Annotated in this window: 17 protein-coding genes; all 17 read right to left on the reverse strand. The window is 43.3% G+C overall.

Going from position 1 to position 16,385, the window contains the following annotated elements; genetic code table 11:
- Position 1 precedes the first annotated feature (1 nt).
- Genes NTZ93_03720 through rpsO form a run of 17 tightly spaced genes read right to left on the reverse strand, consistent with a single transcriptional unit; the run spans position 2 to position 16,365 of the window.
- Complete coding sequence (locus NTZ93_03720) at positions 2 to 202, reverse strand: hypothetical protein (protein MCX6816948.1); 201 nt, start codon at positions 200 to 202, stop codon at positions 2 to 4.
- Entirely contained in the window at positions 195 to 605 is a 411-nt protein-coding gene (gene ruvX, locus NTZ93_03725) for a Holliday junction resolvase RuvX (GenBank protein MCX6816949.1), read from the reverse strand. Before ruvX ends, NTZ93_03720 begins: the two co-directional genes overlap by 8 nt.
- Positions 602 to 1,351: a class I SAM-dependent methyltransferase gene (locus tag NTZ93_03730; GenBank protein ID MCX6816950.1), complete on the reverse strand. Its 750-nt coding sequence runs from the start codon at positions 1,349 to 1,351 to the stop codon at positions 602 to 604. The genes ruvX and NTZ93_03730 overlap by 4 nt, the downstream gene beginning before the upstream one ends.
- Before the next feature lie 4 nt (positions 1,352 to 1,355).
- Entirely contained in the window at positions 1,356 to 2,066 is a 711-nt protein-coding gene (locus NTZ93_03735) for a sortase (protein MCX6816951.1), read from the reverse strand.
- Positions 2,067 to 4,166 (reverse strand): hypothetical protein, encoded by a 2,100-nt coding sequence (locus tag NTZ93_03740; GenBank protein MCX6816952.1) that lies wholly within the window; start codon positions 4,164 to 4,166, stop codon positions 2,067 to 2,069.
- Positions 4,129 to 5,856, reverse strand: coding sequence for an alanine--tRNA ligase (locus NTZ93_03745; GenBank protein ID MCX6816953.1), 1,728 nt, complete (start codon positions 5,854 to 5,856; stop codon positions 4,129 to 4,131). Before NTZ93_03745 ends, NTZ93_03740 begins: the two co-directional genes overlap by 38 nt.
- Positions 5,857 to 5,879: 23 nt before the next feature.
- Positions 5,880 to 6,200: a YtxH domain-containing protein gene (locus NTZ93_03750; GenBank protein ID MCX6816954.1), complete on the reverse strand. Its 321-nt coding sequence runs from the start codon at positions 6,198 to 6,200 to the stop codon at positions 5,880 to 5,882.
- Positions 6,175 to 6,459 carry a hypothetical protein gene (locus tag NTZ93_03755; protein MCX6816955.1) on the reverse strand — a complete coding sequence of 95 codons (285 nt, stop codon included), beginning with the start codon at positions 6,457 to 6,459 and terminating at the stop codon, positions 6,175 to 6,177. Before NTZ93_03755 ends, NTZ93_03750 begins: the two co-directional genes overlap by 26 nt.
- Before the next feature lie 39 nt (positions 6,460 to 6,498).
- Positions 6,499 to 7,293, reverse strand: coding sequence for a hypothetical protein (locus tag NTZ93_03760; GenBank protein MCX6816956.1), 795 nt, complete (start codon positions 7,291 to 7,293; stop codon positions 6,499 to 6,501).
- The gene (locus tag NTZ93_03765; protein MCX6816957.1) at positions 7,290 to 7,895 is read right to left on the reverse strand and encodes a helix-turn-helix domain-containing protein; all 606 of its coding nucleotides are present in this window, start codon (positions 7,893 to 7,895) and stop codon (positions 7,290 to 7,292) included. Before NTZ93_03765 ends, NTZ93_03760 begins: the two co-directional genes overlap by 4 nt.
- On the reverse strand, positions 7,879 to 9,987 hold the full coding sequence (locus tag NTZ93_03770; protein MCX6816958.1) for a DNA translocase FtsK: 2,109 nt from the start codon (positions 9,985 to 9,987) through the stop codon (positions 7,879 to 7,881). The genes NTZ93_03765 and NTZ93_03770 overlap by 17 nt, the downstream gene beginning before the upstream one ends.
- A 9-nt stretch (positions 9,988 to 9,996) precedes the next feature.
- Positions 9,997 to 11,331, reverse strand: coding sequence for a ribonuclease J (locus tag NTZ93_03775; protein MCX6816959.1), 1,335 nt, complete (start codon positions 11,329 to 11,331; stop codon positions 9,997 to 9,999).
- Between the two features lie 3 nt (positions 11,332 to 11,334).
- Positions 11,335 to 12,303, reverse strand: a complete 969-nt coding sequence (locus NTZ93_03780; protein MCX6816960.1) for an AAA family ATPase — start codon at positions 12,301 to 12,303, stop codon at positions 11,335 to 11,337.
- Between the two features lie 30 nt (positions 12,304 to 12,333).
- Positions 12,334 to 13,407: a J domain-containing protein gene (locus tag NTZ93_03785; GenBank protein MCX6816961.1), complete on the reverse strand. Its 1,074-nt coding sequence runs from the start codon at positions 13,405 to 13,407 to the stop codon at positions 12,334 to 12,336.
- 48 nt (positions 13,408 to 13,455) lie between these two features.
- A complete protein-coding gene (locus tag NTZ93_03790) occupies positions 13,456 to 13,923 on the reverse strand; it encodes an isoprenylcysteine carboxylmethyltransferase family protein (GenBank protein ID MCX6816962.1) in 468 nt (155 codons plus the stop codon).
- A gap of 28 nt (positions 13,924 to 13,951) precedes the next feature.
- Positions 13,952 to 16,096 carry a polyribonucleotide nucleotidyltransferase gene (locus NTZ93_03795; protein ID MCX6816963.1) on the reverse strand — a complete coding sequence of 715 codons (2,145 nt, stop codon included), beginning with the start codon at positions 16,094 to 16,096 and terminating at the stop codon, positions 13,952 to 13,954.
- Complete coding sequence (gene rpsO, locus NTZ93_03800) at positions 16,096 to 16,365, reverse strand: 30S ribosomal protein S15 (protein ID MCX6816964.1); 270 nt, start codon at positions 16,363 to 16,365, stop codon at positions 16,096 to 16,098. The genes NTZ93_03795 and rpsO overlap by 1 nt, the downstream gene beginning before the upstream one ends.
- Between the last annotated feature and the right edge of the window lie 20 nt (positions 16,366 to 16,385).

Below are 16,385 nucleotides of genomic sequence, written 5' to 3' on the forward strand. Positions count from 1 at the left end.
GCTAGACTTCTTCGAACAAAGCGCGGCGGTATTTATTGCTGGCAGTATCTTTAATAAAAATCCGGCCGCATTTGCAGCTAATTTTTTCCTGACCGGGTTTAAAAGAACTAACTTTAGCTTTAGTTAAGGGCATGCCACAACCAACGCATTGGCCGCGGGATAATAACCAAGCCTGAACCGGAGCAATGACATTTTTAAACATTTTCTTTCCCTCCTTTATTTAACTCAATCGTATCAAGATAATCCTGCAAAATCAAGGCGGCGGCGGCGCTATGGTCCCGGCGGCGCTTGAATTGAGGCACATGAGCGGCAATAAGTTTTTGTTTGGCTTCAACCGAGGAGAGGCTTTCATCCTGGAAGAAAATCGGCAAATTGACAAGAGTTTTTAATTTTTCAACAAAGGTTTTAGTGGTTTCGGCCATCTTGCCCTCGGATAAACCAAAAATTATCTGGTTAATCGCCTGTTCCTCACATAAACGGGCAATAAATTGAAGGGCTTGAGATTCTTCATCATACTTTTTTTCACCAAAAGTTTCTGCCAATGGACCATCAGCAATCGCCAGCCCTAAATGTTTCAAACCAAAATCAATACACAAATATTTCATAATTTTTGCGCCAAAATTACAATTCGGTGACGGGGCAAATTAATTCCTTGTTCCAGGTTGAATTTTCTAACATACTCATCTAACAATTTTTTATCTTTGTGGGAATCATAATCTTCAAAAATCGGTACACCCTGTAAAAAAAGATCTAAATCCGTCCTGGAAAGATAGTATTCGTTATACAAAAAATTACCGCAATAAATTATTTTAAACCCGACTTTGCTAAGCTGTGTTTTTTTTGCTTCTAAAAAAGACTTGTGCCATTTCCCAAAATTTTGTCCCCTGTTAAAAACTTCTTTAATCGCTTGGGTGTCTTTTTCGCCAATATCAATTGCCAGATAATACCCGCCTGATTTTAAAATCTTATAAAACAACGGAAAATCTTCAGGGCCGCGGCGATTATAGATAATATCAAAAGAGTTGGCGGGAAAACTTATTTTATGAATATTTTGCTGGACAAAATTAACATTGGTAATTTGACTGGTTTGTTGATATTTTCTGGCTGCTTGAAGCATTCCTTTAGAATTATCAATGGCAACTATTTTCTTAAAATAAGAGGCTATGGAAAGGGTAAAAACACCATCAGCGCAACCGGAGTCTAAGGCAGTTTTATTTTTACTGCTAATAGCTAATAATTTTTGTTTAAAAATCGCTTCCGGATTACCTTGAGGAAATTCATTAAGGATGTTGATTTTGCTTTGATAGTTTCCAAATTTTTTAGCAACTTTATCATAGAAGTTCTTAGCCATAAATTTAAATTTCCACGAGCTTAGCTTTGACGATGCCGCGGCGGAGCATAGTGCCGGGGGGAACGCAGGTGACCAAAGTTAAATCACGATGATCATACTGCTGCTCCAAAACATCAATTTCCCCCGGGGCGACTTCAAAATAATCGTAGACAATGTATTTATAAATAATCCCGTCAAAGCTGATCAAGATTTCATCGCCGGATTTTAGGGTAGGAATAAGGGAGAAAATCGCCCGGTAAGAGCTAGGATTATAAAACTGTTGCAAAATGGAGTGGCCAAAAATTACCACACTGCCGGCTTCGCCAGGATTGGCGGTGCCGCCATATTGAATTAAACTTGTCCATAGATTGTCGCCACCGATGGTAACCAAGGCATCTTTAATCCGCAATTTAGGAATACTAAGAGTGTAATGAGTAATATTTGACGGGGTTAAAAATGTCTGCTTTTGGGAAAAATTAAACCAAGAAGAAACTTGATTATAATCAGTTTGAGCTAAGACCGGGGCGGTTTGAGCCAGACTTTCCCGGGGCACTGGACTAATAACATTCTGGCGTTGAGATTTTAAGCCGATGGTCAACTCGTAAGAAAGAATCGGATAACCGACAGAAATTAACAGGCTGGCACCAACCACCATCATAACTGTCGGCATTAATGATTTAAGCCGGGGCCAAAAAGATGAAATTTTAACTGGGGCAGTTTTGTAATAAACAATCATTTAGTTTTTAATTTCCAGGGTAATATTTTTGGCCACGTGCGGCAGAGTTTTTAAGGCTTTAGGCAGGCTGGGTTTGATAATAATATCGGCTTTCAAGAAACTCGGCAAAGAAGTTAAAAAGGGTTGAATGGCTTGAGGGTAACGGCCTTTAATTTTAGCTTTAATGGCCGGCAGGTCCAGCTTGGGAAGAAGCTGAATTTGAAAATCAACGGAAGCGGTTGCGGTATTCTTAACCATTTTAACGGCGGTTAATTCGGCGTCGTTGGTAGAACCAATAATAAAATCTGCCGGGATTTTATCCTGAACGAAGGCACTTAAAAGTGTCAGTAAATCTTTTTGACTATAACTTAAAGTCTGATAATCAAGCTTGGCTTCCAACGTTAAGTTGTCAGCCTGTTCGCCAACATTATGGTTAAAATTTTTGGAAGTCAACTTATCCTGACCCTTAATCGTCATGGACCGTTTATCATTGCCGAGGCGGCTTTGTAAATCTGTTTGGGCCTGATTAATTAATTGGTTGGTTAAATTAGTTAATAACTGGTCTTGGTCCGCTTGAGAGACGGCCTTAACTTCCTGACTGGAGCCGTTGGAAAGACCGCTGGTTTTAGCATAAAAATCAGCTTCACTAAACTGCTTAAAAACCAGGCGGGTATCGTTGGCGAGATTCCCCTCGGCGCCGATACTTTTGGCGGTAATTTTGGCATTGGCCTTACCGGGGGTAATGGTAATGACGCCCTCACTACTTTCCTGACTGGAACTGGAGGCAATGGTCGTATCTTCATCCAGAGTAAAGGTTAAGTTGCTGGGGTCGATGAGAACGGTAGCTTGAGTAAATGTTTTTGCTTGGCTGGTTTTATTATAAATAGTAATGTCACCGGCCGCCGGATTACCAATTAATTTTGTCCCTGTCGTAGGCAGAGATTGACTGCCAGAGACAGAAATATCGACCGTTTCTGCTGGCAGAGTGGCCTTGGCCACGTCAATAATTTTGGCATCAGTGGAAGCGGTAATAGTGAAAGCTTGGTCAATATTTTTTGGTTCAAAATAAAGAGTCACCTGGGCTTTGGGCAAATACCAGTAAGCGTAAAAAACCAAGATTAATAAAATAACAAAGCCAGGGATAATTAAATTTAAGCGGGGAAATTTTAGCTTAAAATGAGGCAATTTAAGAGAAAAAAGTTTGACTTTAATCAATTGAATTAGATTAATTTTTGTTTCAGTCTTAGGTTCGATTTTTGGTTCTGGTTTGGGTTCAGGTTGAACTAAAGCGATATCTTGATTGGTAAAACCAAGGGTTTCTTTAACTTCTTCTTTTCCCGGTTCTTTTTCCTTAATTTCAAAACCCAAGGATTTGGCAACTTCACTGCCACCGGCCAGGCTTACAGCCTTAATTGAAGCTTCTAAGGGAAGAACTTCAACTTTAGGAAAGTGAATAAAGGGTAGTTTTTCTTCCCAATCATAAGAAGTCAACTGTTGCTTATCCTCTTCAAAATCATTTTTGCCGTCATAAAGAATCATCCGGCTAGGCAAAGTGTCAATATCTTTAAAGCGGGATAGTCCCTCTTCTACGTCCGCCCCCAAATCGCCGCTCCGGCCAACCACTTCGCTACCAATAACTTTTCCCAATTTAACCAAAGACAAATTAATTTCGGTAGAATTTAACTGCAAAAAAATCGCGCTAACCGGACTGCCTTCTTCAATTTTTAAATACTGGACAACGGCGGTATTGGTAATGACAAAACCTAACGGCTTTAATTCCAAAGATTCACATAGAGGTTTTAAGTAGGCTTTTTTTTCCGGATTAATATTATCTTTATCCACCCAGGAATCGGGCAGGCCAAAAATTACGCCGGAAGGCTGAGGAGAAAGATTTTGGGAAGCGAGAGAAACAGATTCGTCAACGCCGGCCAGAAGTTTTTCCTGGTTTTGACCATCCCAGTTTTTAACCGGGCCAGTTTTAACAACTTCGGTATGGCCGTTAACAACCGTCCAAACAGAGCTTTTAATTATGTCTTCAGTAATCTCAACGGCAAAAAAATATTCGGTTTTTGTCTCTTCTTTTTTATTGGTTAGTCTGGTGAGCAGGTTGGTTAGTTTCATGATTAATCACAACGTAAACTCGGCGCTTACCGGCACCGATTGATTCCTCTTTAACAATCTTAACACCGCCAATTTCCCCTGTCGAGCTAACATGAGGGCCAGAGCAAATTTCTTTGGAAAAATTGCCGATGGAATAGACGGAAACTTTATCTGGGTAAGTTTCTTTAAATAAAGCCAAAGCCCCGGATTTTAAGGCTTCGGCTTTATCCTGAATAGTTTTAGTGACCGGTAAATTAGCTTTTATTTTTTCGTTAATTAATGTTTCCACTTTAGTAATTTCCTCTTTAGATAAAGCCTGAGGATGCGAGAAATCAAAACGCAAGCGCTCGCTGGTAATATTGCTACCTTCCTGATGAATGTGATTGCCCAAAACTTTTCTTAAAGCGGCGTGAAGCAGATGAGTGACAGTGTGAAATTTAATCACTGTTTCGGAATGGTCGGCCAAGCCGGCTTTAAACATGCCGGCCGAAGCAGTGCGGGATTTTTGACTATGTTGTTCCACTAAAGCATCGAATTTGGTTTTATTTAATTTCACTTTCACCACTGCACCAATCACTTCCAAAGGTAAGCCATAAGATTGAAACAAGTTAAAAGCTAAGGCCTCGTCAATAATTTTGGCTTTGTTTAAAATTTTTAAGCCTTCTTTTAAACTTTGGGAAAATTTATTAATTTCGTTGCTCAAAATTATTCGGGCCTCTTCTCCGGTGGTTAATAAACCAAGATAATCAGCTAAGGTTTGAGGTTTAGCGAGTTTAATGGCCGCACGGCGGATTAAACGGCGCAAGACGTAACCTTGTTTTTTATTGGAAGGTAATATCCCTTCATTAAGCATGGCGGAGGCGGCGCGAAGGTGGTCGGCAATTAGGCGGCTGTCGGCTAAAGACTGGGTGTTAATCGACTGCATTAAGGCTCTAAAAATATCAATTTGAAAAATGTCCGGCGTGTTTTGGCAGGCGGCCGCTAAACGTTCGAGGCCGCCGCCAAAATCCACGTTTTGTTTAGGCAAAGGTTTAAAAGAACTGTCAGCCTGCTTTTCAAATTGTATAAAAACCGAGTTGCCGATTTCCATAAAATGACCACAATCGCAGTTGGGGTGGCATTTAGCGCCAAATTTCTGGCGGTGTTTTATTTCCGTAAATTCATAAAAAACTTCCGAGTCCGGGCCACCGATTTCACCAGCAGGCATTTTGTCCGGTGTGCCGGAACGGGACCACCAGTTTTTGGCAGCCGGGTAGTAAAAAATGTGATCCGGAGAAACGCCCAGTTTTTGCCAAATTGAGTAAGTTTCTTCGTCTTTAGGAACACCGTTGCCACCCTCAAAAACCGTGACGTAAAGTTTGTCCTTCGACAAGCTCAGGATTTTCGTTAAGAATTCCCAAAACCAGGCCAGCTGCTCTTCCTTAAAATAGTCACCTAAACTCCAGTTGCCGAGCATTTCAAAAAAAGTGGTGTGGCGGTTGTCGCCGACTTCGTCAATGTCTTCAGCGCGAAAACAGGGCTGGGAGTCGACCAATCTCGTCCCCATCGGGTGCGGCTCGCCTTTTAAATACGGCACTAACTGTTGCATGCCGGAAGAGGTAAAAAGCGTGGTTGGGTCGTTGGGCGGCACCAAGGGCGCCGGCGGAATAAGCTTATGGCCTTTATCCTGGAAAAATCTTAAATACGCCGAACGGATTTCATTGGTAGTCATGAAGCAATTGTAGCAAGATAGATCTACTTTACCAACGGCCGGCCGGATTTGGAGAAAACTTTCTTTTTAATGGCTTTAATTTTTTTCTTAGCGGCCTTGACTTCTTTTTGAGCAATTTTCTCTACCGCCTGGGGTAACGTTTTGGTTTTGGTGTCTTTTTTAACCTCTTTAATCACTTCATCTAGGTGTTCTTTGGCTTCGCGGTAATAACCGCTGAGAACTTTTTTAACTTTTTGGCCTGATTTAGTTTTGTATAAAAAAGTGGCGCCGGCGGCGACAGCGGCACCAACCAGTAAACCGGAGGCAAAAGGCAGAGATTTATTCTTGGTCTCGTTCGGGCTCATCTTTTTTATGGATTAACTCACCGGCTAGTTCAACAATTTTCGCGCCTTTTTTCAAACCGGAAATAAATTCAGAGGCGTGCTCGATCGGATCAGCGACGGACTTGGTGATGCGCTTGACGTCATCCAGCATGGAGTTAGTTTTTTTGAGGGAGATTTTAACTTCTTCCAAAATCTTAAAAACGTAAATCGAGAAAATAATTAACAGAATACAAAGAATGGCAACGACGATAACTAAAATAATTTGAGATAAAGTCAACATGAATTAAGTATCAATTAAGACCAGGGGTTTGTCAAATTTTTATAAATTTATTACTTGGCCTTTGAGTTTCTGGAAGGCGGCGAAATCGAGGAGGTCAGGCTGACAGAGAGTGACGGAAATATAACCGGAGCGGAGAGCGTCGGCATCGGTGTTAATAAACCCTTTTAAGCCCTCATGAAAACCGGTCGGGTAAGAATAATGTTTAGTGGTTTTATCCAATTTCACCTGAGAATAAAAGTCATCAAAATAGTAGGCAAAACGGGTAAATTTAATTTTTTTAGTCGGCTGGTCAGGAAAGTTAATGTTTAATAAAGTTGTTTCCCAAAATTCGTTTTTTATTGCCAAGTCCATTAATTGCAAAGCGGCGGAGCCAGGAAATTCATAATAGTCACGCAAGTCTTCATCACCCTGGTGGTCATGGTACCAAAAATCGGCCGGGGCATTCCAGGAAAAAGCAATGGCCTTGGAGGCCAATCTTAACTTAATGGCCCGAACCGCGGCAGTCATGGTACCGGAAGCCAATTCACCGACCAAGTTAGGACCAAGATTAATGCCGGAAATCACCAAGTCAAAATTGGTTTTAAAATAGGCTTTAGCTAATTCCATGGCATCACCCGGGGTGCCACTCACCCACAAGGCTTTAACGCCGTCAACTTTGGCTTCTCCCCAAGTGCCGCCGTTTTTAATGATTAGTTTGCCGCCCACACCCGACTGCTGAACTTTACTGGCGGCCACAGCCAATTCGTATTTATCTTTTAACAAATGAATTAAAAGCCGGGTGCCGATGGAATTGTAACCATCGTCGCCGGTTAATAAAATCCGTTTAATTTTCATTGAACAATGATAACATACCGAACAAGCGTGGTGGTTTTATTACGCCGGGAGGTGGCTTTAAAGTTCAGCTCGGAGGTGGTACCCGTGGTGATAAAAGAGCCGTCGGGTTGGAGATTGACGGTTCTGTCGTTTAAAGTCAAGGTGACATCACGATTAGTTTTACCTTTAATTAAAAACGGTGATTTAACTTCCTCGCCTGATTGAGGTTGGTCCAAAATTAGTTGCGGCGGAGAAAAAATTTTATAAATCGTAAGGAAAAGATAGGCGAGAATTATTAGGCCCACGAAAAGCCACACAAAGTAACGACGGTTAACCGAAGGATTAAGCGGCTTAATTAGACCGTCGGGAATAAGTTTCTTTTGCCGGCGATGGGTAAAATCGCGCTTAAAAGCAGCAATCGCCAGATCAGGATTAAGATGAACGATCTTCGCGTAATTTTGAATAAACCCTTGGATATAAGGCGTAGGGGGAAGCGCATTAAACTGATTTTTTTCCAAAGCTAACAGGGTTTTAAGAGGAATGCGTGTCAAATGACTAACGCCGGTAAGGGTGAGTTTGGCTTTAATCCGACTAGACTTAAGCAGACTACCGGCTGTTTGCATTACTGCCTCGCTGACTTAAAAAACTGTCGGCATTGGTAATGAAGACCTCCCGGGCTTTGGCGCCTTCTGAGGGACCAACAGCGCCGGCAAGCTGCAACTGGTCTAAAATCCGGGCTGCCCGGGCATAACCAATGGATAACCGACGTTGCAACAGCGAGGCGGAGGCTCGGTCATATTGACAAATAACCCGTGAGGCTTCTTCAAATAATTCATCGATTTCTTGGTCTTGCGGGAGCCCTGGTTGGCCGGGAAGCTTGGCTTTAAATTTCTGAGTGACTTCTTCCGTATATTCCACTTTAACGGCATTCTTTTTAATAAAGTCAACCAAGGCAGTCGTGTCTTTCACTGAGATAAAGGTGCCTTGAATCCGGGTTGGCTTAGCCTGATCAGGCGGAATATAGAGCATGTCGCCACGCCCTAAAAGCTTTTCGGCACCGGGAGAATCAATAATCACCCGGGAATCAACCATAGAATTAACGTTAAAAGAAATCCGGAAGTTAATGTTGGCTTTAATCAAACCGGTCAGGACATCAACCGAAGGCCGTTGGGTGGCTAAAACCAAATGAATCCCGGTCGCCCGGGCCATTTGGGCCAAGCGGGTAATGGCATCTTCCACGTCAGACGGGGCATAAAGAATAATATCGGCCAACTCGTCAATGACGATTAAAATATAGGGTAAGGCCTGAAAGCCGGAAAGTTCGTTGTAGCCGGCAATATTGCGTACCCCGACTTCAGCAAAAATTTTATAGCGCCGGTCCATTTCGGAAATCGCCCATTTTAAGGCAGAGACAACTTTTTCCGGCTCAACAATAACCGGGGTTAATAAATGAGGTACGTCGTTGTAAAGCGTCAACTCCACCCGCTTGGGATCAACGAGAATGAGCTTAACCTCTTCGGGGCTGCAGCGGAAAAGAATAGTAGAGATAATGGAGTTAATACAGACGGATTTACCGGAACCGGTGGCACCGGCGATTAAAACATGAGGCATTTTATCAATGTCCGAAGTGACGAGTTCGCCGGAAACATCCAGCCCCAAAGGAAAGGCCAATTTGCTTTTCTCTTCTTTTAGGGCTTTTTTAGCTAACATTTCTTTAAGGGGAACAATTTCCAAAGAACGGTTGGGAAGTTCCAAACCGACATAGGACCGGCCGGGAATCGGTGCTTCAATCCGGATTTGTCCTTGGGGAGCGGCCAAAGCCAAGGCTAAATCGTTTTGCAGGCTGGTAATTTTGCTTAATTTTGTCCCTTTGGCAATTTCAATACAATATTGGGTCACGGCCGGGCCGTAATTAACTTCTTTAATGCTGGCCTTAATCCCAAAACTATCTAAAGTCCGCTCAATGGTGTCGGCATTAGCCTTAACATCGCCCCGATCAGCTTTAGTGCCGGAAAAGTCTGACAGAAGGGAAAGCGGTGGATAATGCCACATTTGTGCCTGACCGCCGATTTTGTTGGCAATTACCGGGGCAGGAGTTTCCGGCACAGGCCGGGAACGCGGCTGAGGCTTAGAGGACATTTCTTCAGCGCCTAGACCTTTAACAGTAAACCCGGTGGCTTTTGGCCTAAATAAAGGTTCCTGATGTTTGGCCTTTAAGAAAGCGGCTAGAGATTTTATTTTATTAAAAACCGCCTGCAGACCTAAAAGAATATCTTCCAGGCTGGTTTCGAAAATAACAACAATGCTGACAAAAACGGCGGCCAGTAAAACTAAAACCGCACCCGGACGGTAAATTAAATCAACCAGGCTTTGCCAAATTTGGCCGCCGATCGCGCCGGCATGGGTCAGGCTGACAGCGGCAATTAATAAAATAACTGAACCGATAAAAACATTCGGCTTGGTCACCCGCCATTTAAGCCTGGTCAACATCAATCCGCTGGACAGGAAAATAAACGGCAACAATAAAATCCCCCAACCAAACAAGGAATGAAAATAGTTAAAAATTAATTTTAAAAACGCGCCCTGGCGGGACAGAGACATCAAAGTAAGTCCGCCAATGAGAATGAGTCCGGTAGAAATTAAGGTATAAATTGTTTCTTTAGGCAGTTTTATTTTGAATGGTTGTTTTCGGCGACCGCGAAAATGTCTGGACATAAAATAATTTTAGCGATTTTTTTGGTGAATGCGAACCGGGTTTAATTTTAAAATCTCGGCTAAACGATAATGACCGGACGAGTCAAGCTCCACCACCTGACCATACTCAGGCAAAATCGTCTGTTCCGGCCGGAAACCTAACTCCATATTTAATTGCTGGTATTGGCGCATGTGGCGGAAACTGCCGCCGATAGGATAAAGATAATGGGGAGCGGTCAGCTGAATTAACAGCTGTAGTTCGGCCGCGGCAGCATGGCCGGAAACATGAAGATCATCAGAAGTGTCTTGGTAAGCCACCCGGCAACCCGCCTGAGTTAGCTTATCAACGACGCTATAAACCGCTTGTTCGTTGCCGGGAATAATATCGGTGGAATAAACAACACTATCGCTTCTCTTAATTTTTAATAATTTATGGGTGCCGGCGGCATAGCGGGTTAAAGACGAGGTTTCCTGCCCCTGAGAACCGGAGACAATCAAACAAAGTTTCTGATCAGGTACGGCTTTGATTCGGCGTTTATTAATGATGTATTTTTCCGGATATTTTAAATAACCCAAACGGCGGGCCGTCTGAGTATTTTTTTCCATAGAGCGGCCAATAAAACTAATTTTGCGGCCGTGGCTTAAAGCAATATCAATGGCCTGTTGAATCCGGTGAATTTGGGAAGACATGGTCGTAAAAATCAAACGGCCGGGGCAGTGGCGGATTTCCCGCTCCAAAGCAAAAGTCAGCGTGGTTTCCGAAGGAGTATAACCAGACCGTTCGCTTCTTAGGCAGTCGGATAAAAGACAGAAAACGCCGCGGCTGGCCACAGAAACAATTTTTTTAAAGTTAGGCGGCCAGTTATCCAGGGGCGTTAAATCAAACTTAAAATCACTCCCGTGATAAAACAAACCCAAGGGGGTGGTAATGGCATAATGAAAAGCGTCCGGCACAGAATGAGTCACATGAATCGGATCAATTTTAAAAGGGCCTAAATTTAAATGGTCAGATTCTTTAATCACAGTAATCCTGTGATTAATGTCAAATTCACCCAGCTTGTCCTGAGCAAAACCGGCAGTTAAACGGGAAGCATAAATCGGCACATAACCGATTTTGGGCAACAGATGGGCCAGGGCGGCATGATGATCATCATGGGCATGAGTTAATAAAATTGCATGAATTTTCAGTTGCTTGGTTTTAAGATAGGAAATATCCGGAATTAAGATATCATCGGAAACTTTATCCTCAGGAAAACCAATACCGCAATCAATAATAATAGCGTCATGACCGAATTCATACAGCCACATATTGTTAGTCACCATGCCCGGACCGCCGCCCAGTGGGACAATACGCAAGTTATTCATAAGTTAATAATTGGGTAAATAGTTAGTAATATTGGCATCGGTCAAATGGAAATGTTTAGCCTTATTTTCAACAATCGAACGGGCTAATTTATGACAAATGGCTTCAATCGTTCTTTCCAGGGTTCTTAGGCCGGCGTCAAAACCCAAAGGCCGGACTATTTTTGGCCAAACAGAATCATCAATGGTTAAATTGTCGATTGATAAACCAGACTGGAGCAAAACTTTTGACAAAATAAAGTCTTTAGCAATAGTAATTTTTTCCTCGTCAGTATAAGAGGGCATTTGAATAAGTTCCAGGCGGTCTAAAACAGCCGTGGCAATATTGCGGGTATTGTTGGCGGTGGCCACAAACAAAACATCGGACAAATTAAACGGGAAGTCGAGATAATGGTCGGTAAATTGCGCGTTTTGCTCCGGATCCAGAAGCTCGACTAAAACTCCCATAATATCCATCCGGCTGGCATCAGTAACTCGATCGATTTCATCCAAAAGAATAACCGGATTTCTGGTGCCAGCCCGTTTTAAGGCTTTAATAATTAAACCGGGTTCGGCGTCGGGGTGAAGCCGGCTTTGACCTCTTAAATCCAAAGCAGAACCCAGGCCGCCGAAGGGAATCCGGACGAATTGACGGCCCAAGGTCTCGGCTAAAGATTGGCCAAAAGTGGTTTTGCCGGTGCCGACCAAACCAACCAAACATAAAATCGGGGCGCGTAATCTGCCAACTGGCGGCTTGTCCCGTGTTAACACCATCACTGATAAATATTCCAAAATTTTATCTTTAATTTCCTTCATGCCGTAGTGGTGCTGGTCCATAATGGCTTTGGCTTTAACCAAATCCAAGCGATCATCGCTTAATTTATCCCAGGGTAAAGTATTAACTAAAGCCAGATACTGCTTCATCTGCTCCGGTTTGGTGTAGGTCTGCATTTCCTCGATTTTTTTGACTAAATCCGCAGGCAGAGTTGATTTCATAACCTCATTCTAACACAAAGACGAAATCCGTTATCCGTTAGAAAGCATGGGGCCATAAGCGAGAGTCGATAAAAGCATGACATCTGTTTCACTCAATATTGTTTCTGTAAAATCTTTGAGAATAAGCTTGCCGTTTTCTTGCCTCATGGAAATGCGCGGATTCCACGAATCATGAAACCATGACAATGTCTGCATTTCATTCACCTGCCATTCAAAGTCTCGGCTACGAAACCAGGCGTCAGAGTCCTGCTTCACGTCTTTAAAGTCAGGAAATCCCAAAAGCTCCCGAATATAGCCGCTAGAAAATCTCTGTTCTAAAAGAAGGCTGGTGAATTGTTGTTGTTGAGCGGGTTTTAATTTAAACATTTTAAAAAATGGTTGGAGAAGCACTGGAGTTATCTGTTCTCGCCCCTCCTGAATCTCCTGGTATACAGAAAGATGCTTAACCGCAATATCATAGCGATAATCTGACTCACTCCAGGTTTGATACTCATGATCTATCGGCAGTCCCCAATCAAAAGATAGATAAGCACCCGGTATCCAATAGGCTCCTAACTTCTGCTGAAAGATGTTCAATTCTGCTGCTCCTTCAAGAAAAACTTGCTGATAGGAAAAGCCTTCGTCTTCAACAACAGTTCGGGAGTCATAACCGGCAAAAGTCTTCCATTGGCGTTGACCAATCCGCACTTTAATGGCTTCAAACGCAGTATTTAACTGCACCATTTTTTCATGAGCCGTTCCCCGGATAGCTTCTAAAATTCGCCCTCTTTCTTTCAAATCTGCCTCGGTGGTCTGTTCTATCTGTAATATCGCCGCCTCTAGGTTCTCTGTAGGTTCTTCTGAGTGAGAGTCCGGCTGACAATGGAGAACGGTTTCAATCTCCTCCTGACTATACCGCCGAGCCAGTGTTTTTATATCAGAACCGGGGTTAACCATATCCGGATGATAAAGCCTGACTTTGGCAAGATATACCCTTCTCACTTCTGTAAAACCAACATTGTCCGGAAGCCCCAAAAATAGATAAGGGTTTTTCAGAATTTCTGCATGCAATTCTGAGGCAATATCCGAAAATTCTAATCGCCGACTTTCTTCCTGCTTACTCATAGAATCGGCTGATTATAGCAGAATAGCAGAATTCTTCCACCTCGAGAGCTAAAACCAACGCGGGACTTTTTGACAATAATCTAAATACTCTTTACCAAAGCGTTTGGTTAAACCCGGCTCTTCCCAAAGAACAACAATTAAGTTTACCTTCACCCAAAATAAAACTAAATAGACAAGCAATAAAACGCTGCCGAAAACCAGAAATTCGCCTAAGAAAATAATTAAATGGCAAAGATACATCGGGTTGCGGGTGCGCTGATACAGGCTGGCAAGGACAAATTTCTGGGGCGGTTCGGTGGGCATGGGTGTCCCCTCGCCGAAGATTTTAAACATTAAAGTCAGGTGAGCATAAATGGTGATACCGCAAATAATTAAAAAAACGCCGCCAATTTGCAACGGCCAAAATTGCCAGGCCGGCAAGCCGAAATATTGATTTAACTTAATCACCAAATAAGGGAAAATTATCCAAATACACGAGCCGGAAAATAAGGCCAACAAAATAGTTTTTAGTTTCATTTATTTAATTCTAACACAAAAGGGTTATTTATCTTCTGCCGGAGAAACGCTGACCGCCACCGGGACGACGGAAAGGAGGTCGGCCACCCGAAAAACCTCCAGGGCGAAAGCCGCCGGAAGGACGTTGAGGCACTTGCTGTTCCTGTTCAGGAGTTAAAGTGGTCAAGCTGACCCGATTTTGCTCATCGATTTCGCGGACACGGACATGAAGAATCTGGCCTAGTTTAACAATCGTGTTGGGATCGGCCACGTAACTGGTAGAAAGGCGGGAAACGTGAACTAAACCGTCACGGCCGGGAACCATTTCCACAAAAGCGCCGTAGGCTTCCACCCGGACAACCTTACCGTCAAATTCTTCGCCAACTTTAAATTCACGGGTTAAACCGTCAACTTGTTTTAGGGCCTGCTCTAGTTTCTCGGCATCGGTGCCGGTAATGACTACCCGACCGTCATCGTCGACATCCACCTGACATTCAGTCTCTTTAATAATTTTTTTGATAATCCGGCCACCGGGACCGATTAACTCACCGATTTTTTCGACCGGGATATTTAAAGTTTTAATCTTGGGGGCATATTGAGACATTTGTTTTTTGGGTTCGGCTAAGGTCTTATTCATAATTTTCATGATCGACAAACGGGCAATTTTTGCCTTATCTAAAGCTTTTTCTAAAATCTCAGTAGTAACACCGGCAATTTTTATATCCATTTGCAAGGCGGTAATGCCGTCGGCAGTGCCGGCGACCTTAAAGTCCATATCGCCTAAATGATCTTCAGCTCCCTGAATGTCGGTTAAAACCACGTAATCTTTACCCTCGACCATCAGGCCCATGGCAATCCCGGCAACGGGTTTAATTAAAGGCACCCCGGCATCCATTAAAGACAAAGTGGAACCGCAAACCGAGGCCATGGAAGTGGAACCATTGGAAGACATAATTTCGGAAACGACACGAATGGCGTAAGGAAAAACGTTTTCGTCAGGAATCATCGGCTCTAAGGCCCGTTCGGCTAAAGCGCCGTGACCAATTTCCCGGCGGGAAGGAAAACCGACCCGGCCGCACTCGCCGACGGAAAACGGCGGAAATTCGTAGTGATGAATATAACGCTTCTCGGTTTCGCCATCTAAATCTTCAATTAATTGACCTAAACGGGGCGAGCCCAAGGTGGTAACGGTCACCGCCTGGGTGGCACCACGCTTAAACATGGCCGAGCCATGAGTCCGGGGTAAAACACTAACTTCACAGGAAATCGGCCGGATTTCATCGGGTTTGCGACCATCAGGCCGGATTTTTTTAGTAAAAACTGTGTGTCTTAAGGTAGTTTTTAAGTAGTCTTCAGTCACGTTATTAATAATTTTCGGATCGATTTCCACTAAATCTACTTTGGCGGCGGCTTGAATTTCACCTAAGTCCATGGCTTTTTCGTGGGTGGCGGTTTTTAATCTAACAATTAAGTCGTCAATTGAAGATTTAGTTTTAGCTAAAATCTGTTTTTTAACGTCAGCGTCTCCGCCGGCTGGCGGATTGGCAATAAATTCTTCTTTCTTTTGGCCAACTTCTTTGACTAATTCATTAATGGTTTTAATGACTTTTTTAATCTCCTGGTGAGCTTCTCCCATGGTTTGCAAAACTTCCGTTTCGGAAACTTCTTTGGCGCCGGCTTCCACCATCACAATGGCCTCTTCTGACCCGGAAACAATCAGGTCTAATTTGTCATTTTTAATCCTAGCGGCAGCAATCGGTCCAGCCCAAGGAATCGGAGAAATGGCTAAAGCAGCCGAGGCGGCACAAAGAGCTAAAATTTCCGGATTAGTTTTGGGATCATAAGATAAAACCGTGGCAATGACCTGAACTTCTTTTAGGTAATCTTTGGGGAATAAGGGCCGGATGGAACGATCAATCAACCGGGCCTTTAAGATGGCTTCGTCGGTCGGGCGGCCTTCGCGTTTAACCCAGCGGGAACCTTTAATAATGCCGGAAGCAAACAGTTTTTCCTGATACTCAACGGTTAAAGGAAAGTAGTCCAAGCCGGGATTTTCCCGGCCGGAAACCACACTGACTAAAACGACAGTGTCGCCGCATTTAGCCAAAACAGCGGCGGTGGCTTGTTCGGCATAACGACCGACTTCCAGGGTAATTTCTTGATTATTAATGGTAACAGTTTTAGACAACAGCATTATTTTCCTAATTTCAGCTTTACCACGATCTCCTGATGGCGTTTTTTATCTTTGCGGGATAAATAGTTTAATAGCCGGCGGCGTTTGGAAACCATCGCTAAGAGGCCGCGGCGGGAATGATTATCTTTAAGGTTCGCTTTTAGATGTTTGGTAAGATCGTTAATCCGCTCGGTCAATAGGGCAATCTGAACCTCCGGTGAACCGGTGTCGCCTTTTTGAGTGGCGAATTTTTTAATAATAGTTTGTTTTTTATCAGTAGGTAAGACCATTGGTGTGTATTCTAGCAAAA

Source organism: Candidatus Beckwithbacteria bacterium, from assembly GCA_026397255.1.
Classification (GTDB): domain Bacteria; phylum Patescibacteriota; class Microgenomatia; order UBA1400; family CG1-02-47-37; genus JAPLVF01.

Bases quoted from the DNA above. Each gene is read 5' to 3' on its own strand.
- NTZ93_03720 (MCX6816948.1), bottom strand. From the start codon at position 202: ATGTTTAAAAATGTCATTGCTCCGGTTCAGGCTTGGTTATTATCCCGC.
- ruvX (MCX6816949.1), bottom strand. From the start codon at position 605: ATGAAATATTTGTGTATTGATTTTGGTTTGAAACATTTAGGGCTGGCG.
- NTZ93_03730 (MCX6816950.1), bottom strand. From the start codon at position 1,351: ATGGCTAAGAACTTCTATGATAAAGTTGCTAAAAAATTTGGAAACTAT.
- NTZ93_03735 (MCX6816951.1), bottom strand. From the start codon at position 2,066: ATGATTGTTTATTACAAAACTGCCCCAGTTAAAATTTCATCTTTTTGG.
- NTZ93_03740 (MCX6816952.1), bottom strand. From the start codon at position 4,166: ATGAAACTAACCAACCTGCTCACCAGACTAACCAATAAAAAAGAAGAG.
- NTZ93_03745 (MCX6816953.1), bottom strand. From the start codon at position 5,856: ATGACTACCAATGAAATCCGTTCGGCGTATTTAAGATTTTTCCAGGAT.
- NTZ93_03750 (MCX6816954.1), bottom strand. From the start codon at position 6,200: ATGAGCCCGAACGAGACCAAGAATAAATCTCTGCCTTTTGCCTCCGGT.
- NTZ93_03755 (MCX6816955.1), bottom strand. From the start codon at position 6,459: ATGTTGACTTTATCTCAAATTATTTTAGTTATCGTCGTTGCCATTCTT.
- NTZ93_03760 (MCX6816956.1), bottom strand. From the start codon at position 7,293: ATGAAAATTAAACGGATTTTATTAACCGGCGACGATGGTTACAATTCC.
- NTZ93_03765 (MCX6816957.1), bottom strand. From the start codon at position 7,895: ATGCAAACAGCCGGTAGTCTGCTTAAGTCTAGTCGGATTAAAGCCAAA.
- NTZ93_03770 (MCX6816958.1), bottom strand. From the start codon at position 9,987: ATGTCCAGACATTTTCGCGGTCGCCGAAAACAACCATTCAAAATAAAA.
- NTZ93_03775 (MCX6816959.1), bottom strand. From the start codon at position 11,331: ATGAATAACTTGCGTATTGTCCCACTGGGCGGCGGTCCGGGCATGGTG.
- NTZ93_03780 (MCX6816960.1), bottom strand. From the start codon at position 12,303: ATGAAATCAACTCTGCCTGCGGATTTAGTCAAAAAAATCGAGGAAATG.
- NTZ93_03785 (MCX6816961.1), bottom strand. From the start codon at position 13,407: ATGAGTAAGCAGGAAGAAAGTCGGCGATTAGAATTTTCGGATATTGCC.
- NTZ93_03790 (MCX6816962.1), bottom strand. From the start codon at position 13,923: ATGAAACTAAAAACTATTTTGTTGGCCTTATTTTCCGGCTCGTGTATT.
- NTZ93_03795 (MCX6816963.1), bottom strand. From the start codon at position 16,096: ATGCTGTTGTCTAAAACTGTTACCATTAATAATCAAGAAATTACCCTG.
- rpsO (MCX6816964.1), bottom strand. From the start codon at position 16,365: ATGGTCTTACCTACTGATAAAAAACAAACTATTATTAAAAAATTCGCC.